This window comes from Desulfarculus baarsii DSM 2075 (assembly GCF_000143965.1).
GTDB lineage: Bacteria > Desulfobacterota > Desulfarculia > Desulfarculales > Desulfarculaceae > Desulfarculus > Desulfarculus baarsii.
Window position 1 is genome coordinate 2,576,670 of record NC_014365.1, and the last position, 23,661, is coordinate 2,600,330.

Annotated in this window: 22 protein-coding genes; 18 read left to right on the forward strand and 4 right to left on the reverse strand. The window is 64.4% G+C overall.

Annotated features, from left to right (window positions below):
- Window positions 1–7 precede the first annotated feature (7 nt).
- The 9 genes from flgA to fliW are packed head-to-tail and all read left to right on the forward strand — an operon-like array spanning window position 8 to window position 8,400.
- Complete coding sequence (gene flgA / locus DEBA_RS11630; protein ID WP_013259132.1) at window positions 8–973, forward strand: flagellar basal body P-ring formation chaperone FlgA; 966 nt, start codon at window positions 8–10, stop codon at window positions 971–973.
- 14 nt (window positions 974–987) lie between these two features.
- Window positions 988–1,671: a flagellar basal body L-ring protein FlgH gene (locus DEBA_RS11635; protein WP_013259133.1), complete on the forward strand. Its 684-nt coding sequence runs from the start codon at window positions 988–990 to the stop codon at window positions 1,669–1,671.
- A gap of 13 nt (window positions 1,672–1,684) precedes the next feature.
- Window positions 1,685–2,791 carry a flagellar basal body P-ring protein FlgI gene (locus tag DEBA_RS11640; protein ID WP_013259134.1) on the forward strand — a complete coding sequence of 369 codons (1,107 nt, stop codon included), beginning with the start codon at window positions 1,685–1,687 and terminating at the stop codon, window positions 2,789–2,791.
- A gap of 2 nt (window positions 2,792–2,793) precedes the next feature.
- On the forward strand, window positions 2,794–3,591 hold the full coding sequence (locus tag DEBA_RS11645) for a peptidoglycan DD-metalloendopeptidase family protein (protein WP_013259135.1): 798 nt from the start codon (window positions 2,794–2,796) through the stop codon (window positions 3,589–3,591).
- A 10-nt stretch (window positions 3,592–3,601) separates the two neighbouring features.
- Window positions 3,602–4,090, forward strand: coding sequence for a flagellar protein FlgN (locus tag DEBA_RS11650; protein ID WP_013259136.1), 489 nt, complete (start codon window positions 3,602–3,604; stop codon window positions 4,088–4,090).
- A 1-nt stretch (window position 4,091) separates the two neighbouring features.
- Window positions 4,092–5,816: a flagellar hook-associated protein FlgK gene (gene flgK, locus DEBA_RS11655; RefSeq protein ID WP_013259137.1), complete on the forward strand. Its 1,725-nt coding sequence runs from the start codon at window positions 4,092–4,094 to the stop codon at window positions 5,814–5,816.
- A gap of 7 nt (window positions 5,817–5,823) precedes the next feature.
- Entirely contained in the window at window positions 5,824–7,644 is a 1,821-nt protein-coding gene (locus DEBA_RS11660; protein WP_013259138.1) for a flagellin N-terminal helical domain-containing protein, read from the forward strand.
- Window positions 7,645–7,702: 58 nt separating this feature from the next.
- The gene (gene csrA, locus DEBA_RS11665; RefSeq protein ID WP_013259139.1) at window positions 7,703–7,945 is read left to right on the forward strand and encodes a carbon storage regulator CsrA; all 243 of its coding nucleotides are present in this window, start codon (window positions 7,703–7,705) and stop codon (window positions 7,943–7,945) included.
- Window positions 7,942–8,400: a flagellar assembly protein FliW gene (gene fliW, locus DEBA_RS11670; RefSeq protein ID WP_013259140.1), complete on the forward strand. Its 459-nt coding sequence runs from the start codon at window positions 7,942–7,944 to the stop codon at window positions 8,398–8,400. The genes csrA and fliW overlap by 4 nt, the downstream gene beginning before the upstream one ends.
- A gap of 102 nt (window positions 8,401–8,502) precedes the next feature.
- Here the strand turns inward: fliW and flgM are convergent, their stop codons facing one another.
- Window positions 8,503–8,820 carry a flagellar biosynthesis anti-sigma factor FlgM gene (gene flgM / locus DEBA_RS11675; RefSeq protein WP_013259141.1) on the reverse strand — a complete coding sequence of 106 codons (318 nt, stop codon included), beginning with the start codon at window positions 8,818–8,820 and terminating at the stop codon, window positions 8,503–8,505.
- Window positions 8,821–8,840: 20 nt separating this feature from the next.
- Complete coding sequence (locus tag DEBA_RS11680; RefSeq protein WP_013259142.1) at window positions 8,841–9,281, reverse strand: DVU0524 family FlgM-associated protein; 441 nt, start codon at window positions 9,279–9,281, stop codon at window positions 8,841–8,843.
- A 166-nt stretch (window positions 9,282–9,447) separates the two neighbouring features.
- Between DEBA_RS11680 and DEBA_RS11685 the strand changes: the two genes are divergently transcribed.
- The 9 genes from DEBA_RS11685 to DEBA_RS11725 all read left to right on the forward strand — a co-directional run bounded on the left by DEBA_RS11685 (window position 9,448) and on the right by DEBA_RS11725 (window position 20,428).
- On the forward strand, window positions 9,448–9,906 hold the full coding sequence (locus DEBA_RS11685; protein WP_013259143.1) for a hypothetical protein: 459 nt from the start codon (window positions 9,448–9,450) through the stop codon (window positions 9,904–9,906).
- A gap of 169 nt (window positions 9,907–10,075) precedes the next feature.
- Window positions 10,076–11,644 carry a glycosyltransferase family protein gene (locus tag DEBA_RS11690; protein ID WP_013259144.1) on the forward strand — a complete coding sequence of 523 codons (1,569 nt, stop codon included), beginning with the start codon at window positions 10,076–10,078 and terminating at the stop codon, window positions 11,642–11,644.
- Window positions 11,641–13,155 (forward strand): motility associated factor glycosyltransferase family protein, encoded by a 1,515-nt coding sequence (locus DEBA_RS11695; protein ID WP_013259145.1) that lies wholly within the window; start codon window positions 11,641–11,643, stop codon window positions 13,153–13,155. The genes DEBA_RS11690 and DEBA_RS11695 overlap by 4 nt, the downstream gene beginning before the upstream one ends.
- A complete protein-coding gene (locus tag DEBA_RS17185; protein WP_013259146.1) occupies window positions 13,148–14,329 on the forward strand; it encodes a tetratricopeptide repeat-containing glycosyltransferase family 2 protein in 1,182 nt (393 codons plus the stop codon). The genes DEBA_RS11695 and DEBA_RS17185 overlap by 8 nt, the downstream gene beginning before the upstream one ends.
- A gap of 65 nt (window positions 14,330–14,394) precedes the next feature.
- A complete protein-coding gene (locus tag DEBA_RS11705) occupies window positions 14,395–16,098 on the forward strand; it encodes a glycosyltransferase family 4 protein (protein ID WP_187288552.1) in 1,704 nt (567 codons plus the stop codon).
- On the forward strand, window positions 16,082–17,629 hold the full coding sequence (locus DEBA_RS17190) for a glycosyltransferase family 9 protein (RefSeq protein ID WP_013259148.1): 1,548 nt from the start codon (window positions 16,082–16,084) through the stop codon (window positions 17,627–17,629). The genes DEBA_RS11705 and DEBA_RS17190 overlap by 17 nt, the downstream gene beginning before the upstream one ends.
- 142 nt (window positions 17,630–17,771) lie before the next feature.
- A complete protein-coding gene (locus DEBA_RS11715) occupies window positions 17,772–18,386 on the forward strand; it encodes a hypothetical protein (RefSeq protein ID WP_013259149.1) in 615 nt (204 codons plus the stop codon).
- Window positions 18,387–18,405: 19 nt separating this feature from the next.
- Entirely contained in the window at window positions 18,406–19,989 is a 1,584-nt protein-coding gene (locus DEBA_RS17195; RefSeq protein WP_013259150.1) for a CgeB family protein, read from the forward strand.
- Entirely contained in the window at window positions 19,967–20,428 is a 462-nt protein-coding gene (locus DEBA_RS11725; RefSeq protein ID WP_013259151.1) for a hypothetical protein, read from the forward strand. The genes DEBA_RS17195 and DEBA_RS11725 overlap by 23 nt, the downstream gene beginning before the upstream one ends.
- Before the next feature lie 89 nt (window positions 20,429–20,517).
- Here DEBA_RS11725 and fliS read toward each other — a convergent pair whose 3' ends face one another.
- Both fliS and fliD read right to left on the reverse strand, forming a co-directional pair.
- Entirely contained in the window at window positions 20,518–20,958 is a 441-nt protein-coding gene (fliS, locus tag DEBA_RS11730) for a flagellar export chaperone FliS (protein ID WP_013259152.1), read from the reverse strand.
- A gap of 58 nt (window positions 20,959–21,016) precedes the next feature.
- Window positions 21,017–23,434 carry a flagellar filament capping protein FliD gene (fliD, locus tag DEBA_RS11735; protein WP_013259153.1) on the reverse strand — a complete coding sequence of 806 codons (2,418 nt, stop codon included), beginning with the start codon at window positions 23,432–23,434 and terminating at the stop codon, window positions 21,017–21,019.
- Between the last annotated feature and the right edge of the window lie 227 nt (window positions 23,435–23,661).

A 23,661-nucleotide genomic window follows, 5' to 3' on the forward strand; every position in this document is an offset into this window, starting at 1 on the left:
TTTGATCATGCGGGCTCTCGGGATGGCGATCGTGGTCATGGTTTTGGCGGCCCTGTGGGCGACGCAAGCCCCAGCCGCGCCCCAAGCCATTTGCTTCGGCGCGCGGGCCGAGGTGGCCGGCCAGCGGATCACCCTGCTGGACCTGGTCGAAAACGCCCAGACACTGGAAGAAGAACTGCGCCACAAGCTGGCCGGGGTGTTCGTGGCCTCCAGCCCGGCTCTGAGCCAGTCGCGGGTGGTTTCGGGGGCGGTCTTGCGCTCGCTTTTGGCCCAGGCCGACCTGCCCGCCGGCGTGACGACGCTTTTGCCCACCAAGGTCGAGATTTGGCGGGCCAGCCAGACGGTCAGCGCCCAGCAGATCGCCGAGGCCTTCCGCCGGGCGGCCATCGAACGCCTGGGCGGCAAGGGCGGCGAGGTCGACGTGCATTCGGTCAGCGCCGGGGCCGAGATCATCGCGCCGGCTGGCCAGTTGGAGCTGACGGTCCGTTTCATCGGCGGCCAGCTCATTGGCCGCACGCCGGCCATCGTCGAGGTCGTCGTCGACGGCCAGAAGGTCAAGCAGGCGCGCATCGTCGGCGACATCGACGTCTACGCGCCGGTGGCGGTGGCCTCGCGCAGCCTGGCCCGGCGGCAAATCATCGGCCCCGACGACGTGGAGTTGGCGCGCATCAATCTGGCCGAGGCCCCCCGCGACGTGGTCACCGAGCCTGACCAGGTCATCGGCATGCGCACCCGCGGCGCGGTGGGCATGGGCCAACCCCTGGACATGCGCTGGGTCGAACCGGCCCCGCTGATCCAGCGCGGCGAGATCGTCAACATTCTGGCCAAGGCCCCGGGCATGCGCATCAGCACCAAGGGCCGGGCCGAGGAAACCGGGTTCAGGGGCAAGGTCATCCGCCTGACCAACCTGGCCACCAAGCGCACCGTCAACGGCCGCGTCAACGCCCCCGGCGAAGTGATCGTCGATTTTTGAAGGAGGCTCGCCTCATGACCAAGACAACCCTGACCATCGCCGCCGTCGCCATGGCCCTTTGCCTGGCCGGCTGCGCCTCCAGCCCGGGCCAGTTCCAGCCCAGCCTGCCGGCCGCGCCCAAGCCGACGATCGACATCACCCACCCCAAGCCCACGGCCGGGTCGTTGTTCGTGGCCACCCGTAGCGACATGTTCACCGACCTGCGGGCGCGCAACGTCGGCGACATCATCGTGGTGGAGATCGTGGAAAACTCCAAGGCCGCCAAGAAGAACGACACCAAGGCCGAGCGCAAGAGCGACTACGACATCGGCGTCAGCAGCTTCATGGGCTACGAGCAGGATCTGCCCGGCTCCGACCCCAGCAAGCTGATCGGGGCCAACTTCAACAGCAAGAGCGACGCCAAGGCCCAACTGACCAAGGAAGACACCATGACCTCTTCCATCGGCTGCACGGTGGTGGAGGTGCTCAACAACGGCAACATGATCGTCAAGGGCTCGCGCGAGCTGCAAGTCAACGGCGAGACGCAGTATATCGTCTTGCAGGGCACCGTGCGGCCCCAGGACGTGACCAGCGAAAACACCGTCTACTCGACCCAACTGGCCGACGCGACCATCCACTACACCGGCCGCGGCGTGCTCACCGACAAGCAGACGCCCGGCTGGCTGGCCCGGCTGTTGGATCAGGTCTGGCCGTTCTAGGGGAGGCATGGACATGACGCGGCGCGCATCGATCATCGCGACCCTGGCCCTGGTGGCCGTCATCGTCGCCGCCGGCGCGGCCCAGGCCGCCCGGCTCAAGGACATGGCCAGCATCCACGGCGTGCGCGGCAACCAGCTCATCGGCTATGGCTTGGTGATGGGCTTGAACGGCACCGGCGACAAGGCCGCCACAACCTTCACCGTCCAGGGCCTGTCCAACATGCTAAACCGCATGGGCGTCAAGGTCAGCCCCGACAACGTCAAGGTCAAGAACGTGGCCGCGGTGATGGTCACCGCCGAGTTGCCGGCCTTCGCCAGGGCCGGCAGCCGCATCGACGTGACCCTCAGCTCCATTGGCGACTCGGACAGCCTGGCCGGCGGCACCCTGGTCATGACGCCACTGCGCGCCGTCGACGGCAACATCTACGCCGTGGCCCAGGGCCCGGTGAGCGTGGGCGGTTTCACCGCCGGCGGCCAGGCCGCCACCGTCTCCAAGAACCACCCCACCGTGGGCCGCATCCCCAGCGGCGCGGTGATCGAGCGCGAGCTGACCGAACGCTTCGGCGAAAACCCGCGCATCAGCATCAATCTGCGCGTGCCCGACTTCACCGTGGCCGCGCGGGTGGCCCAGAGCATCCAGAGCGAGATCCCCACCCTGGCCCCCCGCGCCGTGGACCCCTCGACCATCGAGATCACCCTGCCCGCCAGCGGCCTGGAGAACGTGGCCCTGATGGCTCGGCTGGAAAACCTGGAGATCGAGCCCGACATGTCCTCCAAGGTGGTGGTCGACGAGCGCACCGGCACGGTGGTCATGGGCGAAGGCGTGCGCATCAGCACGGTGGCCGTGGCCTCGGGGGCGCTGAGCATCAGCGTCACCGAGTCGGCCGACGTCAGTCAGGCCCTGCCCTTCGCCCCCGGCGGCGAGACCGTGGTCGTTCCCAGCACCGATGTGACCGTGGGCGAGCAAAAGGCGCCCTTGGCCGTGGTGCGCAGCGGCGTTTCCATCGGCCAGGTGGTCAGCGCCCTCAACGCCCTGGGGGCCACCCCCCGCGACCTGATCGTCATCTTGCAGGCCATCGAGGCCGCCGGCGCCTTGCAGGCCAAGCTGGAGATCATCTAGCCATGAGTTTCGGCAGCCAGCTCATACCCGCCAGCTACTCGGCCGGCCTGGACAAGGGCCTGGGCAAGGAAGAACTGGAAAAGGCCAAGCTGAGCCAGGCCTGCAAGATGTTCGAGGCCTATTTCCTCAAGCAGATGATGTCGGCCATGCGCCAGACCCTGGAAGGCGACACCCTGCTGGGCGGCGGCAACGCCGAGAAGATCTTCACCGACATGCTCGACCAGGCCTACGCTGACGAGGCGGTGGCCGGCGACAGCGGCGTGGGCCTGGCCGCCATGCTCGAAAAGCAACTGGGCCGCAGCCTTTTGCCCCACGCCGGCAGCGCCAAGCAGATGCCCGGCCTGGCCAGCGCCGGCCGCCAGGCCCTGGCCGCCGGGGCGCAAAGCGGCCAGATCGAATTGGACGCGCCGTTGCAGGGGGCCATCACCAGCACCTTCGGAACCCGCATCCACCCCATCAGCGGCCAGGAGCAGGAGCACACCGGCCTGGACCTGGCCGCGCCGGAGGGCTCGGATATCCAGACCGCCGCCGCCGGTGAGGTCATCTTCGCCGGCGAAAACGGCGGCTATGGCAATTTGGTCATCGTCCGCCACGTCGACGGCCGCCAGACCTACTACGCCCACTGCCAGGACATCCTGGTGGCCGAGGGTCAACAGGTCAGCCGCGGCCAAGTCATCGCCACCGTGGGCAGCACGGGCACGTCCACCGGGCCCCATTTGCACTTCGAGGTGCGCAACAGCGTCGGTCAACCCCAAGACCCCCTGCCCACCATCAGGGCCGGCCTGAATACCACCGCTTAAGGAGAGCCCCATGCAGCAGGCCATGGAAATGATCGCCCAGGAGCTGGAAAACGAGATCCAGTGCTACCGCGAACTGCTGGAAGTGGTCTCCACCGAGCGAGACATCCTGCTCAGCGGCGACCACAAGCGGCTGGCCGAAACCACCGAACAGAAAATCGGCCTGGGCAGTCGCCTGGCCAGGGCCCAGGAAAGCCGCCGCCAAGCCATGCAGGCCCTCGTGCCGCCGCAGGAAGGGCGCGAGGCGCGGTTGGGCGACCTGACCCCGCTCTTGCCCGTCGACCGCCGCGGTGAGTTCAAGGCCGCCGTGCGCGAGGCCGGCCTGCTGGCCCAGCGCCTTTCGCACATGAGCCAGGCCAACCGTTCGTTTTTGGAAGAAGCCCTCGACACGGTTGACAACCTCCTGGCCATCATCACCGGGCGCAAGCAGGGGGCGACCTACGGGGCCAACGGCCAGACCCGCCCCGCCCAGGGCCGCTCCATCATGGCCCGGGAGGCCTGAGATGCCCGGCATCTACAGCATGATGGACATCTCGCGCTGGGCGCTCAACGCCAGCGTGGATCAACTCGACGTGGTCTCGCACAACGTGGCCAACGTCAACACGCCGGGCTATTCCCGCCAAGTGGCGGTGCTGGCCACGCGCAACCCGCAGTATTCGTCCAAGGGCTATTTCGGCAATGGCGTCCAGACCACCACCGTCATGCAATACGTCGACAAGCTTCTGCTGGGCCGCCTGACCGCCAACACATCGGACACCTCGTACTATTCGGCCAAGCTCAGCCAGCTGACCCGCCTGGAGGCCCTGGCCAACGAAGCCAGCGACACCGGCCTGGGCGCGCAGATCACCAGCCTTTTCAACGCCTGGCAAGACCTGAGCAACAACCCCGAATCGTCGGCCGTGCGGGCCTCGCTGCAAGAAACCGCCAGCAACATGGCCCAGCGTTTTCAGTCCGTCGCCAACGACATGCTCTCCGTCCAGCGTGACATCGACGGCTACCTCAAGGACGCCGTCAGCCAAGCCAACCTGATCTGCCGGACCATCGCCGACCTCAACCTGAAGATTCAGCAGTCGGAGGTTTCGGGGCATTCGGCCAACGACTACCGCGACGAGCGTCAGCGCCAACTCAACGAGTTGGCCGGCTTGATGAACATAAGCTGGTACGAGGACAGCACCGGCGCGGTCAACGTCCAGACATCCAGCGGCAAGAGCCTGGTGCAGGTCAACTACCCCGGCGACAACGACCCCGATCCCCTGGCCTTCGAGGAAAGGCTCGGCGACGGCTACGAGCACAACCAGCTCGTCTGGACCAGTGGCGGCCTGGTCATGGATTACACCGAGATCACCGGCGGCAGCATCGGCGCCTGGCTGGACGTGCGCGACAACCAGATCGAAGACATGCTCGACTACATGAACGATCTGGCCAAGACGATCATCTTCGACGTCAACAAGCTTCACGCCTCGGGCGCGGGCCTCAGCGCCATGACCAGCGTCACCGGCGCCTATCAGGCCCAGAGCGCCAGCGCCGCCCTCAACAGCGCCGACAACCTGGCCTATGGCGACGAAATCGTGGCCGGTTCGTTCGATATCTGGGTCTATCAGGGCGGCACCAGGATCAAGACGACCATCGACGTCAAGCCCACCGATTCGCTCGACGACATCGCCGCGGCCATCAACGGCGTCACCGGCCTCAACGCCTCGGTCAGTTCGCTCAACACCCTGACCATCCACGCCGACGAAGGCGCCGAGTTCACTTTCGCCAACGACACCAGCAATGTCCTGGCCGCCCTGGGCGTCAACACCTTCTTCGACGGCTCCACCGCCACCAGCATCAGCATCAACGAGACCATCGCCAACGACGTGGGCCGCATCTGCGCCGGTCGCATCGGCGACGACGGCGAGCTTTCCAAGGGCGACAACACCGCCGCCCTGGATATCGCCGACTTGAAGGACTCGGACTCCATGCTCGGCGATACGGTGACCTACAACGAATCGTTGATCTCCTGGGCCGCGTCCCTGGGCACCACCATCTCCAACGCCACCGACAGCTACTCCTTCGCCACTGAAACCACCAGTAGCCTGGAAAACCTGCGCGACTCCATGAGCGGCGTGAGCTTGGACGAGGAAATGGTGCGCATGATCCAGTTCCAGCGGTCGTACCAGATGGCCGCCCAGATGATCCAGGTCAGCGACGAGCTATTGCAAACCCTCATCGGCATTGTGAAATAGGTGGGCCATGCGCGTTAGCCAGATGACATTTTATCGCACAAGCTCCGCCCAGCTCATGCGCATCCAGACCGAGCTGAGCAGGCTGAACAATCAGGCGGCCACCGGCGACATCATCAGCAAGCCCAGCGACGCGCCGGTTTCGTCGATCACCGTGCAAAGCGCCACGGTGCAGTTGCAAGAGCTGGATCAATACGCCATCGACCTGGAGCACGCCAAGAGCTGGCTCAGCCAGGCCACCAGCGACTTCAGCCAACTCGATTCGCTGATCCAGCAGGCCCTGACCCTGGCCGAACAGATGTCCACCGGCACCATGGACTCCAGCAATCGCCAGGTCGCCGCCGAAAAGGTGCAGGGGCTGATCGGCGACATCATCCTGATCTGCAACAACGAGATTTCCGGATCGCACATCTACGCCGGCACGCGCACCGACCAGTCGGCCGTCAGCAGCAGCCTCAAGGTCGACGATATCGCTACGCCCGCCAGCGGCAACACCGGCACGGGCAACATCTACGCCTTTGGCGATTACAGCGGCCTGATGAGCCGCGACATCACCATCACCGCCGACGCCACCGTGGCCAACCGCTTCCAGGTCAGCTACGTGGACGATTTCGGCCGCCAGCGCACCAACACCGTTGACCTGGCCGGCGAGGGCGTGGGCAACGCCGTGGAGATCTGCGATGGCGTGATGATCTACATCGACAGCGGTTCGTTCACCCCCGGCGAAAGCTACACCCTCGGCGTGGGCCGCCAGCAGGGCAACACATCGGATCTGCTGGTCAACCTCTCCACCGACAACCGCATGGACTACAACTACACCGTCGACCAGTTCCTGGGAGCCGAGGGTAACTCCGGCGACGGCTGGACCAACCTGCTCGATATCCTCAGCCAGTGGTCCTACTATCTGGAGCGTGACGGCCAGGATCATGATTATTACGAGGCCATGCCCGGCGTGGGCAACGATCCCACCAACTCGGGCGCGTTTCAGGTCTCGGGCGATTGGGACACCCTGTCCGCCCGGCAATACGAGTTCAACGTCGGCGGGCCCATCACCAGCGACGCCGACGCCGCCGATCGGGCTCACTTCAGCAATTTCACCATCGACGCCAGTTGGGGCGGCGGCGTGCCCAGCGCCGACAACCCCATGATCGTCAATTACGAATACGACGGGGCTTACGGCGGCATGCCCGCCGGGACATATCAGGTGACGATCACCGACGTGGGCGACGACGCCAGCTTCGCCCTGGTCGAGGGCGGCGTGGAGATCAGCCTGGCCGACTGCGCTTACGAAAACACCGGCCAGACCTGGCAGATAACCTCGTCGTTCCAGGATGGCCAGACGCCCAGCCCCAGCAATCCAATGGAAGTTACCTACACCTACCTGGACGACTCGGGCGTGCGGCGCATGGGCACGTTGACCTTCGACGGCACGGGCTCCACCAACGCGGCCAACCTGGAGCCGTCCGGTTCGGGCGTCAGCCTGACCCTGAGCGAAGACGGCGCCTTCGCCCTGGGCGACCGCTTTGACCTGACTTTGGAGCAATACAACCAGGGCCAGACCAAAAGTCAGGAGATGTTGGAAACACTGAAGACCTCGCTGACAACCGTGCTACAATGCGAGGCCGACGCCGGGGCCAAGCTCAACCGCCTGGAGGTGCGCTACAGTTTCTTCGAGGAAGACGTCCTGCGTCTCGACGACCGCTTGCAGGCCCTGAACGGCGTGGACATCGCCACGGTCACCGCCGAATGGCAGTTGCAAAAGATCATGTACCAAGCCGCGTTAAAGGCCACGGCCATGGTTTCCAGCACCAGCTTGGCCGACTATATCTGATTCTCTTCGGCCGGCCGCGCCCGGAGCGGTTTCCGGGCGGCCACAACGAGGTTCGACTGTGCTGATCCTGACTCGAAAAGCCGGCCAGAGCATCGCCATCGGCGACGGCTCGATCACGGTCTGCGTCATGGAGATAAAGGGCCGCCAGGTGCGTCTGGGCATCGAAGCGCCGCCGGACACACCCATCCATCGACAAGAAATATTCCAAAAAATCGTCGAATCCAACAAGGAATCGGTGGCCGCCGCCGCTCAGGATCTGGACATGCTCAGCGACCTGTTGGGATTGGAGGACGCCAAATGAGCGAGCAACTCCAAACCCCCACCCTGATCAAGGCGAGCACGGCCCGCTTTGGCGAGATCACCGTCCCGGCCGAGGACGTGCTGCACATGCCGCTGGGCATGATCGGCTTCCCCGGCCTGCAACGCTTCGTGCTGATCAAGCACCGCCAGGATTCGCCGTTTCAGTGGCTGCAAAGCCTGGACGCGCCGGACGTGGCCTTCGTGGTGGTCAGCCCGTTGCTGTTCGACCCGCAGTACAACCTGCATCTTGGCGATTCGGAGATGCGCCTGCTGAAGATGACCAAGCCCGAACAGGTCGATATCCTGGTGGTGGTCAACATACCCCACGGCCAGCCGCAAAAGATGACCGGCAACCTGCGCGCGCCGGTGGTGATCAACTCGGAGGCCAGGCTGGCCGCCCAAATCGTGCTGGAGCACTCCGATTACGATCTGCGCTGCCCACTGAAGCGGCAATAAGCCAGGATGAACGGCTGATTGTCATTGGTTGGCGACAAAAGGCGAACGCCGGTCCCCGCGGGCCGGCGTTCGTGTTGGCTGCGGTCGTCGCTCAGGTCGCGATCAAACCAGCTCGCCCAGGAAATCGACGATCATGCGATGGGCCACCTGCTCGGCGTTGACCTGATACTCGTTGTTGGCCACCTGGCGCTTGAGTTCCTCGATCTTTTGCCGGCGGACGTCAGGCGCGTTGACCACCGCCTCGTGGGCCCTGGCCAGTTCCTTGCTGCGATTGGACAGGGCGACCGTGTCTTCGGCCGCCGAGGCGGAGTCGGTCACCGATGCACTGGTGACCTTGGCTCCCGACTTGCCGACGCGGGATGAGCCATCCCGGCCTTCAAGGGCCTTGTCCCTTACGCCCAGTGTGTCCTTGATCAACATTTTCGACCTTCCCGACAAAATTACGAGAGCATGTTCTCGTCGATGACCTCTTGGGTGATGCGATAGAGTCTTTGTTGCAAACCGGCCGATTCCTCGGCTCCCAAGCTGCGCAACACTTCGCCGCTTTGTTCATCGACCACGTTGAACATCAGTCTGCCAGAGTGCTCGTCTTGGCGGATGGCCAGTTTCTGCCCGTATTCCGTGGAAAGCCGCGCCAATGCCGCGTCTTCGACTCCGCCCCACGACTCTTTCAACCCGGGCGCCCTGGAACCGATGTTGGCCACGATCTCGGAGGTGATCTTTTCTATCACTTGCTTGCGCCGGGCTTCGATGCTCAGGTTCACGCGATCGGCCAAGTTTTCCTCGGCACTGGACCGCGCCCTGGCCAGCCGCTGTCCGCGGCTGAGTTGCCTGGCGTATGTGCGCAGAATATTCTGCACCTGGTAGGAAGTGATAGTCATACCTTAAAAATCCCTCCATACACCATATCGGCAACGCACAGCTCAAACTTTATCTTTTTTTTAGTGATTAAGCAATGTTTCAATCCCTCCAGGCCGCGTCTTGCCGGCCGTCATGGGTTGATATATACTTTAACAAGACACATTAGCGGGTTACAAGGACGTAGCCATGACGCCGATCAAGATCGATCCCGCCGCGCCGGCTGGATGGACCGCTGGCGAGCCCACGCGGTCACGGGCCGACGGGCTGGCCGAAGACAAGACACGGTCGGTCACCAGTCACAGCCTGACGTTGCGAACTCCTTTGTTTTCCTTGGGCTATAGCTGGCGGCGCGTCGAACTGGAGCCAACGCCCACGTCCGGCGGCGGTCGCGTCTCCCCCGACGAAAAGCCGTCCGGCCCGACGGTCAAACGCCAACCCCAAAAGCCGGACACGCCCGAAGAAGCCAAGCGGCGCATGCAACTGGCCGCGCTGCTGACCAAGGCCGACAGCCCCGCTGACGACTTTCCGGCGGCCGCCGCGCCCACGCCCGGCCAGCGCCCCAGCGCCGAGGCTGTTTGTCGGCTTTACTCGCGCCACGCCGGCCCGGCCGCCGACGACCACCAAGGCCAACCGCCAAGCTGCTGACGCCACTGTTGCCGCGCGTCGGGGAAGAAATTGCCGCGCCGGCAAAGCCCGCCAAGACGTTCCCGCATCATGCCGTTTTCGTTATGGTTTATCGAAGGATATCGCCACACCCTTGGCACGATAGTTGCTTTATCAACGACAGGGCAGACCTTGCGCCAAGGAGTCGGCAGTGTTGATCTTTTTACTGGGCAGCCAGGACTTCGCCGCGCCCCTGAGTGAACTGGGGCACGAGGTGGTTCGGTGCGCACCCGACCCCGCGGCCGATATTCCCGTTCAGGGCCCCGACCCTGACTGGCTGAGCGTGGCCAATCGGGCCGCCCAAATGGGGTTGCGGCCCGACGCCGTGTTGGTCTGCGATGACGTGGGCTTCCGCAACCTGCCGGTGGGGCTCGGGCAAAGTGAAGCCGTGACGGCCTGTTACCTGGTGGACGCGCCACTGAACGAGTTCTGGCAGCAGCCATACGCCAGACTTTTCGATGTGGCGCTGTTCGATCAACCAGCCCAGGCCGCGCGGGCCGTCTCCGAAGGAGTCAACGCCCATTGGCTGCCGTTGGGCGTGGAGCCAAAGCGCTATGAAAGCAACATGTTGGCGCGAGAAGAAAAAGCCGCCTGCTTTGTCGGCGTGGTCGACCCAAGGGTGCGGCCCAAACGCTCGGCGGTGTTGGACCGGGTGAGACGCCGGGTCGAGTTGCGCGTGCAAGGCGGCCGTCAAGGCAAATGGTTCGCCACGGCCGACGCCGCGTATATGTATAAAACTCACAGGGTTGTCATCAACGAAAACCTGTTTCCCGGCCTGACGACCAGGCCACTTGAGGTCATGGCCGCCGGCGGCTTTTTGCTCAGCGAGGCCGCGCCGGGCGTCATGGACCGTCACTTCGCCGACTTCGAGCATTTACTTTATTATGATCATGACAACCTGGATCAACGGCTGAGCCTGGCGCTCGGTGACGACGGCCTGCGCCGTAGATGCATGCGCGCCGGGCGTGAAGCTGTCTTGGGCGCGCATACCCTGGCTCACCGCGCCGATCAGCTTGCAAAACAATTAAAGCACGCGCTTGAAGATACCGAGCGCCTGGCCAAACGCCCCGACCACGGCCAAGCCATCGGCTTGGAGGGGCAAGCGTTGTTGATGAGCGCCCTGCGCTGGCCGGGCAAAGATGGCCGGCGGCGCTTGTTGCGCGCGGCGGCCAGGCTGCGTCAAGCCAACGACGCCGGCGTGGTCGGCCTGCCCACGATCAGGGCGGCGGCCGTGGCCGAGATGGCTTTAGGCCGGCACGACGCGGCGCTTGGGCTCTTACGTCAAGCCATGGAGCATGGCGCGCCTTGCGACGCCTTGGCCCTGACGATTTTTGAAAAACAGCATGCTGGCGTTGTTACGCAAAACCCCGGGCTCCACCAGTTGGTTCAGCGGCATCCAGGCTTGGCCGGGCGAGATGGGGAGGCGTCTTTTCATCTGGCCGCCGCCGCCTTGCTGGCCGACCATGGGCGCGGCATGAGCGCCGGCTTCAACAAAGCGCGGTCGCCACAGCCGTGTTGGGACGCATTGGAGCATTTACTCGAAGCAACCAGGCTCGACCCCACCCTGGAACCGGCTTGGCGTCTGGGTGGCGACATCCTGCTGGATAACGGCGCGCCCTGCGAGGCCAGCATGTTCTACGAAAAAGCGTGGCAATTATCGCCCCGGCGTCAAACCATGGAACGCCTGGCGTTGGCCCGTCAAAGGGGATATTTGGCATGAGTGGCTTGCTTTGGCAAAACGCCAATGGCGACTGGATGTTAGGGCAAATGCTGCTCCACCCGGCCCGCGATCCCAAGGCCGCCGCGGCCCAGGATCTGGCCGGGCTTCTATCCAAGGCCCGGCCCGAAGACCTTGTGGTGCTGGCCGGGCTGGGCCTGGGTTGGCACGCCGTGGCCATCCATGAAGCGCCCAATCGCCCCCATGTGGTGGCCTACGAACCAGACACCGCCATCGGCCGTCAGCAAGTCGCGACCGGCCCTGACCTATCGTGGCTCAACGTCGCCGGTGATCCGCATAGGCTGACCGAGTTGATCGCCGAACGCGTGGTTTATGCCGGCACGTCGCGCGTGGCCGTCTTTTCACCGCCCGCTTACCGCAATACATTGCCATTACTGGCCAATCATGTGCGCGAGCTCGTGGCCGGCGTCGTCGACCGTGGTCGGAGCGACAGTTTGACACGTCGGACGCACGGGCTGCGGTGGGCCAGCCTGGCCGCCGAAAACATCGAGTTCGTGCTGCGAACGCCAGACGCCGTCAGTCTGCCGGGCGCGTTCAAAGGGTTGCCGGCTTTTATCGTGGGCGCGGGGCCGTCGCTCAGCCAAAGCCTGGACGACCTGGCGAAAGTGCAAGATAAAGGGCTGATATTATGCGCGGCTTCGGCCCTGGGTCCGCTGGCGTCAGTGGGCGTTGCCCCCCACTGCGCCGTGGCCCTGGAGGCCAAGGACGAATCGCGCCAATTTGTCGGAACAAACCTTGAAGCAATTACTCTGATTGCCGCATCGAACTCGCACGGCAATCACTTCAAGAAATGGCCTGGGCCCTTGGCGCATGCCCATCTGCTGCCCTGGCTGGCCCAGTTATGCGGCGGCGCGGCCGTTCCCAACGGTGGGCACGCCTCCAGCCTGGCCTTCACGCTCGCCTATGTTTGGGGTTGCGACCCTATCGTCCTCGTCGGACAAGATCTGGCCTACACTGGCGGCAAGGTGCATGCCGAGGGTCGTCCCGGCGGCGAAGAGGACGGCGTGCAAGGCCAATTGACGACAGCGGCCATCGGCGGCGGGACAGTCCGAACTTCACCGACTTTTCATAGTTATATCAACTGGTATCAAGAGTCGGCCAGTTATGTCGCCCGTGGCGGGGCCGGCGTGCGCCTGATCAACGCCAGTAGCGCCGGCGCGCTTATTCCGGGCTTTCGGCACATGCCTTTGCATGAAGCGACGGCGGGCATGGCCGAAATCGCCATGACGCGCCAGCGCTTCAACGAAATTCTGGCCGAAGGGCGGATGGTCGAACGCCACGCGCTGGCTGGCAATTTAGGGGCGGCGCGTCAGCAACTACGCGCGGCCATCGCCAACGCAGGCGGCAAAGATGCCGGCGCGCTGAAAATACAAGAGGCCCCGGCGGTGGTGGCCTACGCCGTTGAATGCGCTGGCGGTTCCACCGAGATGCTGCCTGACGTATTAAAGCATTTGCTAGAATGCGTCCTGCGGATGGAGCAGCGCCGTGGTTGAACAGACCTTGGGCCTGGTGATGATCCTGAAAAACGAGGCTCACAATTTAAAGCATTCGCTAGAACCATTGGCCTGCTTGTTCGACGAAGTGGTGGTCGTCGATACCGGCAGCAGCGACGACACGCCGCGAATCTGCACGCATCTCGGAGCAAAAGTATTTTTTTTCAAGTGGATAGATGACTTCGCGGCCGCGCGGAACCATGGCCTCATGCACGCCCAGAGCGATTGGTTGCTTTGGCTTGACGCCGACAACGCCATGCCGCCAGCATCCGTGACGACGCTACGCTCCTTGTTGCCCACGGAAAAAAACGCGATCATCTGGGCACAGGAATACGTCACAAGCACTGGCGGCCGCTTGTGGCAAAAACGTTGCTTCCCGCGAAGCCCGGCCGTCAGGTTCCACGGTCGTGTGCACGAGCAACTAATGCACCCGGCCGGTTGGCGCGACATCGCAAGCCCCGTAGCCATCAAGCATTGGGGCTATGAAGACCCGGCGCGCGTCAAGGCGAAGGGTAGTTATTATTTGGAGTTGCTCCAACGCTCCCTGGCCGACGATCCGTCTGATTTCTATAATCATTTCCAAGCCGCCCGCTGCCTGGCCAATCTGCGACGCTTCGATGACGCCATTGATCATCTGTGGCAAGTCGCGCGCGATCGGCAAGCGCCGGCGCAAAACGCCGGGCTATGGGTGCAGGCAAACGCTGACCTGGCGCGCCTGTTGGAACGCCAAGGGAAACATGAAACAGCGGCCATGCTCCTCGACCATGTGCTCGAAGAGCTGCCGCGCTCCGGCCTGGCCCACTTTCATCGCGGCAGGCTGGCCCACGCCATGAGCCAATGGCAATCCGCGCGTCATCATCTTGAATTAGCATTTAAACTTGGCCTGGGCTCTCCGGTGGTGGACCTGGACCCGGTCAAAACGCAGGCCCAGGCCGGCTATTACCTTGGCCAAGCGCTTTGGCGCCTGGGTGAGCTGAAGGCCGCTCGGCTTTCATTCGAGCGAACGCTTGAATTAGTACCCGGCGATCTCGCCTGCCGCGCCCAATTGGCCAAACTCCTGCTGGAGCAAAGCGACGCCACAGCTGCCCGCGGACAAGCCGAAACGATGCTCCGCCTGAGGCCCGGCGACCCGACGGCCCTGCGTCTGCTGCGGGCATGCCAGGAGGCCCCTTGATCATGCGCATCTGCTTTGTCACCGATGGCGAGGAGTTTCATGGCGCCAGCCCCGAGGAAAGGGCGTTGGGCGGCTCGGAAACCGCGCTTGTGCAGATGGCGCGAGCGCTGGCGCGGCGCGGTCACAGCGTTCAGGTATTTTGCCGCTGCCCGGCCCCGGGCTTGTATCATGGCGTAATTTATCATGATCGCACGACAATGACGGCGTCGGTCCTCCGCGAAAGCTGGGACGTCCTCATCGTCAGCCGTTTTTTCGGCGCGTTTAGCCTGCCTTTCCAGGCCGGGCTGACCGTGCTGTGGAACCACGACATCCTCGACCACTCGGCCGAGTTGGCCAGGCATCTCCAGACAATAGACATCATGTTCGTGCTCAGCCGGTTTCACGCCCAAGATTACGCCGGCAAACTTGAAGCATGCGCTAACAAGCTGGTGCAGACACGCAACGGGCTTGACCTGGGTCTGCTGGAAAGGGCCGCGGCCGGCGTCACGCGCACGCCCGGCAGAATGATCTATGCCTCCCGACCAGAGCGAGGCTTAAAGCTTTTGCTTGAACAAATCTGGCCCCGGCTGCTTCGGCAATTCCCTCATTTGCGCCTGACCATCTGCGGTTATCAGTTGGGGAATACGCCAATTCACCCGTCGCTGCAAAAAAAATACATTGAAATTGAACGTTTGACCCAAAAAACCCCCGGAGTTGAGGTGCTGGGGCCGCTGGCCAAAGAGCCCTACTACGCTCATTTGGCAAGCTGCGAGTGCATGCTTTATCCTTGCGCGTTTCCAGAAATTTCCTGCATCGCCGCCCTGGAGGCCCAGGCCTTGGGCGTGCCGATCGTCACCAGCGACCGCTTCGCCATGGCCGAGACAGTGCTCACGCCACAATTCAGAGTGGGCGGTGAGCCCGGCTCGAACGGGTATATAGATCAATTTATCATGGCCGTACAATCGGTTATCAGCAGTCCGCAGCAGGCGGCCGATCGCGCCGCCGCGGCCAAGGCAACCGTCGTCAGCCATAATTCGTGGGACGCCATCGCCGGCCAGTGGGAAGAACTGTTTTTCGACACGATGGCCGAACGCAGGGTCAAGCATCCCATGGCCGTGGCCGCCGACCAGATAATCCACGGAGAACGCCTGGCGGCCAGCAGGCTTTTGCAGCGCCCCCTACCCGCGCCGCACGAGTCCCCGCCGCCAGACCCCAATGAAAACGCATTGATAGCCGAGTTAACCCGCCTTATCGACTTGACCACGGGCCCTTCCGCCACGCCAAACATCGGCGTGGTCTCCATCGACCACGGCCGCACGGCCGCCGCCATCGCCGCCGCCCGGCCTGGCCTGGCCATCAGTTCGGCCGATGAGCATGGCCCCGCCGCCTCTTTTGACTTGCTGGTCATCCGCGACGTCATCGAACGAGCCGCCGAACCCGACGCTAAATTAAAGCAAATGCTCGAACTGTGCCTATCAACCGGCCACGTGCTCCTGTGCGTGGCCAGCGGGGCCTGGCCCTTGATCTGTCCCGGTCACGCCTCGCGCAACTTTGATTTGGACCAAGACGACTTGCGCGAGCTGCTGGCCGGTCGGCCCGCCGTGTTTTCATTCGTCCCGCAGGGGCTGGTCAAAACCGGCGCCAGGGCATACCGCGCCGGGCGTTGGCTGGCCCTGGCCCCGGTCGATGGACCGCTGCCGGGCAAGATAACCCTTGAAAACCGTCACTTGCGTGCGCGGATCGCCCCGTCGCAGGTGGAGGCCGAGGTGCTCCGTGCCCGGCTTCTCTAGCACCAACGCCCCGGCCACGGCGGACCGTCCGCTCATCCTGGCCATTCAACTGGCCCGCCTGGGTGATTTCTTGCAAACAACGCCCCTGCTGGCCCACCTGGCCCGGCGACGCCCCCATGCCCGCATCGCGGCCATGGTCACGCCAGAGCAGGCCCCCTTGGCCCGACGTTGCCCGGACCTCGACGAGGTCATAATCATCAAACGTAACGAAATCAACGCATTATCTGGAAGCTGCCCTGATCGGCGCGCCCTGGCCCAACTCGACAACCGCCTCGCCGAGCTGCGCCCCCGGCACATCTTCAACCTCAACATGAGCATGCCCAGCGCCCGCCTGGCCCAGGCCTGGCCCAAGGCCGGACTGACGGGTTGGCGCTTTTCGGCCCAAGGCGACGCCCTCGTCGGCGAGCCCTGGTTTGGTTTCATGATGAACATGGTGGCCGATCGCCGCCTGACCAGGCACCATCTCAGCGACTTGCTTGCCTCTTTCGCCGACCCGCCGGGCCCGGCCGTGGGACGCCTGCGCTATCAGGTCGGCCCGCGTTCGCGCGAACGCGCCGCCCAGCTTTTGCCCCGCGACGGTCGGCCCGTGGTCGCCCTGCAGCTTGGCGCCAACAATGACCTGCGCCGTTGGCCGGTCAACCGCTTCGCCGCCCTGGCCGACGGGCTCATCGCCGCCGGTTGCGCACCGTTGCTGATCGGGGCGCGCGCCGAAGGCGACCTCGGCCGGCGCATGAAGGCGTCCATGGCTGGATCGCACAACCAACTCATCGATATCATGGGTAAAACAGACCTACCAACCTTGGCCGCCGTGCTGGAAGGCTGCGCCTTGGTTGTCTCCAACGACACCGGCACCTTGCACCTGGCCACTGCCGTGGGCGCGCCGACGCTGGCCCTGTTCATGGGCCCGGCCCAGGCCCACGAGACCGGGCCTTACGGCCAGGGGCATCTGGTGTTGCAGGCGCGTGACATCTGCGGGCCGTGCCAGGAGCAAACGCCCGTTTGTGGCGGGGCCGCGCCGTGCCGCCGGCTGATCGCCCCCGAATTGGTCCTGGCCACCGGCCTGGCCCTGGCCACCGGCCAAAGCGCCGCCCAAGCCTGCCGAAACGTGGATTTCGGCCCAGGCGTGCAGGCCCTGGAAGGCGTCATCGACCGCTTTGGCCAACGTTACAGGCCGCTTGGGCCCAACAAGCCGCTGGGGCGCATCGAGGCCTTGGCCCTGGCCCTGCGCGAGGCCGGGCGCGTGCTGATCCGTTCGACGCACGATTTTCGCGCCGCCGAACTGGCCGCCGAATTGGCCGCCGAACACCTGCCGCCAAGCGACCAGGCCCGCGCCGACATTGACGCCTTGGCGCGAACGGCCCAGACCCTGGCCTGGGCGGCGGCGGATGGCCAGCGCGAGGCGGCCTTGGGCCTGTTGCCGCGAGCGCCGGAGCTCAAGCCCCTGGCCTCGCTGGTCGGCGGCGGCGCGCCGCGTCTGGCCTTGGCGTGCCAGGCCGCGACCCAAAGCCTGGAGATTTGCGCCGCGTTGTGATCGGGCAGTGGCCTTAGTGACGAAAAAACTTTTGATCATGCGGTGTTATGGTTTATCATGACCGCAGATGGCCCCCGCGGCCAACCATTGCCGCCCCCGCGCGGCCATCTCCCCCGCCGAAGGGAGAAACCAGGAGAACGACATGGAAATTATCTTGGACGGCAAGGCCATTGCTGACGAATTGACCGGCGAAAACCTCATGGACATGCTCCAAGACCTGGCCGAAAAACGCCTGGGCGACGACCTGGCCATTCGTGAGCTTTTGATCAACGGCTCTCCCTACGAGGAAGCGGTCCACGGCGCGCCCGAGGAAATCTCGCGCCAGGCCATCCAGCGCCTGGAGATCGAAACCATCAGCACCCGCGATCTGGCGCTGGGTTTTCTGCAAAACTTCCCGCCGACCCTGGCCACACTGGCCGAGGCCATCGAAAAAGTGGCCGAGCTTTTCCGCATCGGCGACGAACAGACGGCCAACGAGGAGTATCTGCAGTTTCTGGAAGCGCTGGAAATCCTGCTGGAAACGCTCCAGCAATCCAGCGACGCCCTGGGCCTGGACATGGAGCGCATCCACGCCGACGGCGTCTCGGCCCAACACCGCCTGGAACGCCTGGCCGGCCTCACCACCGAAATGCTCGCCGCCCAGGAACAAGACGACTGGGTGCTCTTGGCCGACCTGCTGCAATACGACCTCAAGCCGGAGATGAACGCCTGGGCCAAGCTCATGGAACAGATGCGGCGGATGGCCCTGGCCTGCTGACGCCCGAACGGCGGTCGTCATGGATCACCTGGCCCGCAACCTGGAGGCCCTGGCCCAGCGCCAGCCCGAACTGAGCCGCCGCCTGGCCGGCTTGGCGCCCCACCCCGCCGCGCGGATCACGCCCAGCCGAGATGGCTGGCCCACCCTGCGCCTGGACGGGCAGTGGTGGTGCTCTTCGGTGGCCCCGTGGGATGAGGGCCGCCGCCTGGCCGCCGAGGCGCCGGACGGTCCGTTGGCCGTGCTGGGCTTTGGCCTGGGCTATCACGTCGAACCATTGGCCGATGGCGACGTGCTGGTCTGGGAGCCCGACGCCAGGCTCTTGCGCAGCGCCCTGGCCGCCCGCGACATGAGCGCCTGGCTGGCCAAGGTGCGCCTCTGCCTGGAACCACCCAGCGCCGACCAGGCCGCCGGCCGGGCCGTGCTGCTGCACCGGCCCACGGCCCGGCTTCACCCCGAGGCCGCCGCCGTCCTGCAGCGCTTGGCCACCGCCCCGCGGCCGGCTCGACGGCCGACACGACCGCGGGTGTTGCTCGCCCCACCGATCATGGGCGGCTCGCTGCCCGTGGCCCTGTGGTGCGCCCAGGCCCTGGAGCGTCTGGGTTGCCAGGTGCGGGTTTTGCCCTTTCACCAGGCCGCGCCGGTCTACGAGGTCATGCGCCGCAGCGCCCAGCCCATCGAGCGCATCGGCAAAGCCCAGGCGCCGATGCTGGCCTTTTTCAGCGAACTGGCGCTGCTGGCGGCCGATGATTTTCAGCCGCACCTGTTTTTGGCCCTGGCCCAAGCGCCGCTTCTGCCGCGCGCGGTGGAGGCCATGGGCGCGCGAGGGGTGGCCACGGCCTATTGGTTTGTCGAAAACCATCGCCTCTTCGATTACTTCAGCCTCATCGCCGCCAGCTACGAGCACTTTTTTCACATCCAGGGCGAACCTTTTGACCACGCGCTGAGCCGCCTGGGGGCCAACGGGCATCACCTGCCGCTGGCCGCCCATCCGCCTTGCCACCGCCCCGTCAGCCTCTCCGACGACGACCACCGTGATTTCGGCGCGCCCATCGGTTTCATGGGCTCGGGGATTTATGGCAATCGCCGCCGGGCCCTGGCCAAAGTGGCCCAAAGCGACCTTGGCCTACGCCTCTGGGGCAGCGAATGGCCGACCGAGGGGCCCTGGGCCCGGATCGTCGCCCTGGGCGGCCGCCGCCTGGCCGACGACGAAGTGGTCAAGGTGTACAATGCCTGCCAGGCGCTGATCAACCTGCACTCCGACGTGGATCCGGCCACGCCTCTGGGCCGTAGCGACTTCATCAACCCGCGGACCTTCGAGATCCCGGCCTGCGGCGGCTTGCAACTGGTGGACATGGCCGCCGGCCTGGACCAGGCGTTCGACCTGGGCCGCGAGTTGGTCGTGGTGGAAAGCGTGGCCGATCTCATCGAAAAGGCGAGACATTTCCTGGCCCATCCCGCCGAGCGCGCGGCCATCGCCGCCGCCGGACGACAAAGGGTGCTGGCCGAACACACCTATTTTCATCGCATGAGTCAACTGCTGGATATCTGCCTGGGCGCCGGGCAAGAAGGGGTGGCCAAAGATGAGCGATCCGCGCGCGCTTAGCAAAAACCTGGCTTCGCGGCTGGGCGAGCTGCGCAAACTACATCAAGAGCTCAACAGCCTGGCCCACACGGCCCTGGCCTTGTTGCGACAAAACCAACTGGAGGCCCTGGACGACCTCTGGGCCAAACGTCGGAACCTGTGGACGCGCATCGGCTTGCGTCAGCGAAAGCTCGCGCCCGCCTTTGATCAGTGGTCGTTGGTCCTGGCCGAATTACCGGCGCAAACGGCTGCCCAGCGTCAACAAGAAGTTGACGACATCCGCGACCTGGCCCAACAAACTTTGGAGTTGGATCAATTGGCCGTACCGATGCTGGAGCGGGCCATGGACGATCTGCGGGGGCAAATGAAAAAACTCGACGCCGGCAAAAAGCTGGTGCGCGCCTACAGCCGCAATCCAACCAACAGCCGGCCCAGGCCAGGTTTTTCGCGCAACGGTTGAACAACGGCCCGGCGAGGGCCTGGCGCGGCGCGAACAACGCGAAGCAAATGACGACCGGGGGCGGGATGGCCTGCCCCCGGTCGGTCTTTTCAGACTTGGGCCCCGGCCCTGGTCTGGGCCTTTTGCGGCGTGGGCCGCTGCTGCAAGACCTCCTGGGCCTCGGGGCTGGCCACGGCCTCGCGCCAGGCGTCATTGAGGGTGCTGAGCATGCCAATCACGCCGTCGAGCTGTTCAGCGTCGCCCTTGACCTTGGCTTTGACCAACTGGTCGCCCATGAACAGGTAGAGCCGGCGCAGGTTGGCGGCGATTTCTCCGCCGACTTCCAGGTTGAGCGAGGCGTTGAGTTCGTCCAGGATGTCCTGGGCGCGGTTGATCAGGCCGGAAGCGCCGGGGATGTCGTTTTCGGCCAAGGACGCCTTGGCCTTGGTCAAATAGCTGATCGCCCCTTCGTAGAGCAGAACTATCAACCGTCCCCGATCCACGGTGGCCACCTGGGTCCGCTTGTATTGCTGCTGTCCGTAACTCATCATGATTCCACCTCATCCATGGCGTTTCACGGCCGCGCCGCTGCCCGGCCGGTTGTTGACCCTAGTCGCCGCTGGAGCTGGGCAACTCGGCGATGGCGCTTTCCAGCGCGGTCTGGGTGTTGCTCAGCGTCGACAACGTGGCTTCCAGCCGGGCGAATTTTTCCACCTGCCGCTGGCGATAAAGCTCTAGCCTGGCTTCCTCGCTGTCTATCTTCTTGTCGATGTTCTTGACGATGCCCTCGTAGTTGCTGATCAACACCGAGCAGATGCCGGTCTCGTCGTTGGTCTGGGTGTCCATCAGGTCGTACATCTGTTTGGCCACGCCGCTGCTGCCGGTGGTCGTGTCGTTGATGAACAGCTTGGCCACCGCCTCGGGATTGTCGGCCAGGGCGTCTTCAAGGATGTCTTCGTCGATGATCCAGCGGCCCTCGTCGTCGGGGTTGCTGGTGATGCCGATCTGCTGAAGCAGGGTGTAGGCGTCCTCGCCGTCGGTCAAGCCGGGGATGGAGCTGTTGAGGAGGGAGTCGATCTGCGACTTGGCGATCTGGAAGGCGTAGTTGCCGATCAAGACGCCGGTTTCGTCGCCTTCGGCGTCATACTTGGTGTTGCTGCGGATGTAGTCCTGCACGTAGTTGACGGCGTTGATGAAGGCCTCGATCTTGTCGGCCACGGCGGAGGCGTCCACCGAAACGGTCACTCGCGAGGTGCCGCCGTCGACCAGGGCCAGCGAAACGCCGGTGATCACATCCGTGACGGTGTTGGAGGTGCGCTGCAAAAACACGTCGCCCGTCGGGAAGCCGTCGACCTGGATCATGGAGTTGGTGGCCAACTGGCTGGTGCTGAAGCCGCCGCCGGCGTCGCCGCCGCTGGAAAAATTGGAGCCGGTGAAGTCGTGCTCGACGCTGGAGATCTGGTACTGCGCGCCGGTGTTGGTGCCGGTGAGCACCAGCCGATAGCTGTTGGGCAGGCCCAGGCCATCGTTGACGATGCTGGCCTCGACGCCGGGGTTGTTTTCGTCGTTGTTGATCTTGTCCACCAAGTCGGCCAGCACGGTGCCGGCCTCCACCGCAACACTGGTGGTTTCGCCGCCGTAGGTGTAGGTGAAGGTGGCGTCGGAGTCGGTGACGGGGGTGATGGTGGTGTCGGAAAAACCTTCGTGGATCAGCTTGCAGTTCTGCGCCAGCCCGGTGTCCTGGCCCTGCTGCTTGTCCGGGGCGAAGACGTTGACCTGAAAATCGTCGCCGTGGGTCACCGTGCCGGCGTCCAGCTTGATCGTGAAGCCCTGATCCACTTCGTAGCTCTGATCGGCGTCGGAGAGGCTGACCGTGCCGGTGTTGCCCAGCGAGTCGGTCCAGCGCATGACGATGGTGTCGCCGCCGCCGCCTGCCTGCAGGTTGCCGGCGCTGATCACCTCGAAGGAAAAAGTCTTGCTCACCGAGCCTTGATAGTTGCCCTCGGTGCTGATGGCCGGGCCGGACCAAGTGCCCAACTCGGCGTCATCGATGTCGTTGGCGTAGGCGTTGACCGAAAAACTCTCGCCGTCGCTGACCGAACCCTCGCCAAGCTGAATGAAAACGCCCTTTTCCACCTCGATGCTGTCGCCGGGCGTATAGTCGGCGGGCACGGTGATCGTGCCCGAGCCGCCGCCGGCGCTGGCGGTCCAGTTCAACTCGAAACTGTCGGCGCCGATGGTCGAGGGATTGGAGCTGGAGGCCACGGTGAAGGTGTAGCCGTAAACGCTGGCCACGGATTTGTCGCCGGTGAACATGCCGGTCAGGCCGATGGAGGCCCCGCCCCATGAAGACGTGTCGCTGACGACCATGTCCTTGCCGCCCAACGACAGCGCCGTGGGGTTTTGCGTGGCCGTGATGCGCCCGGCGTCGCCGCCGGTCCCGCTGGTCAGCACCAGGTGGTATTGATTGCTGGAGGTGCCGTCGTTTTCGATGCTGGCCACGATGTTTTCGCCGGTGACGGCGTTTATCTTGTCGACGATGTCGTTCAGCGTGTCGGCGGCGTCGATGGCCACGTTGTAGGACACGCCGTTGGATTCAAGAATAAGCGTGCCGCCCGAGCCGCCGTAGGCCGTGGTGTCGGCGTCGGCGCAGCCGGCGGTGCTGACGATGTGTTTGACGTTTTGCCCAACCGTGACGGTGGATGCGCCGGTGGAGGCGCTGGAGGTGGCCGTGGCCGTGACCACGCTGGTGTTGCTGGAGGTGGCCGCCCGCGAGAGGAATTCCTTCTCGGTGTCCATGGCCCCGGCGGCTTCCTCGAGGGCCAGCATGCGCGTGTTCAGCGCGGTGATGACCTCGATCTTTTCTTCCCAGGTTGCCTTCCAGGTCTCGAGCCTGTTCATGTTGATGGATTCGATCTCCACCAACTGGTCGATGACTTCGTTGAAGTCGGTGCCCGAGCCAAGGCCGGAAATAACGATCGAGCCCGAAAGCAGCGCCGAGGTGAGGGCGGATGTGGAAGAAGCCATGGGTCGTCCTCGAATTAGAGTGGGGCAAGGACTTCGCCGCCGCCGATGGCGGAGTTCACCGCTTGTAAAGCAACATGCGTGCCAGCAATGTCCAAGACCCGATAATGCAAGCATGACAATTGGTTGCCAACACTTTCATTATCAGCGGCATGGCGTCCTTCCGGGCAACATCTGCCCAGCGGCCCACGCCTTACAAGGACCGCATCGGCATGTCTTGCCCAAGACTT